Genomic DNA, 390 nt, shown 5'->3' on the forward strand with positions numbered 1-390 from the left:
GTCGACCGCCTGGGGAGTACGGCCGCAAGGTTAAAACTCAAATGAATTGACGGGGGCCCGCACAAGCGGTGGAGCATGTGGTTTAATTCGATGCAACGCGAAGAACCTTACCTACTCTTGACATCCACGGAATTTAGCAGAGATGCTTTAGTGCCTTCGGGAACCGTGAGACAGGTGCTGCATGGCTGTCGTCAGCTCGTGTTGTGAAATGTTGGGTTAAGTCCCGCAACGAGCGCAACCCTTATCCTTTGTTGCCAGCGGTCCGGCCGGGAACTCAAAGGAGACTGCCAGTGATAAACTGGAGGAAGGTGGGGATGACGTCAAGTCATCATGGCCCTTACGAGTAGGGCTACACACGTGCTACAATGGCGCATACAAAGAGAAGCGACC

Annotated in this window: 1 rRNA gene; it reads left to right on the forward strand. The window is 53.8% G+C overall.

Going from position 1 to position 390, the window contains the following annotated elements:
- A 16S ribosomal RNA gene (locus NNN64_RS23595) occupies positions 1-390 on the forward strand; the annotation flags it as partial.

The sequence above is a fragment of the Citrobacter sp. Igbk 14 genome (assembly GCF_028069825.1).
Classification (GTDB): Bacteria; Pseudomonadota; Gammaproteobacteria; order Enterobacterales; family Enterobacteriaceae; genus Citrobacter.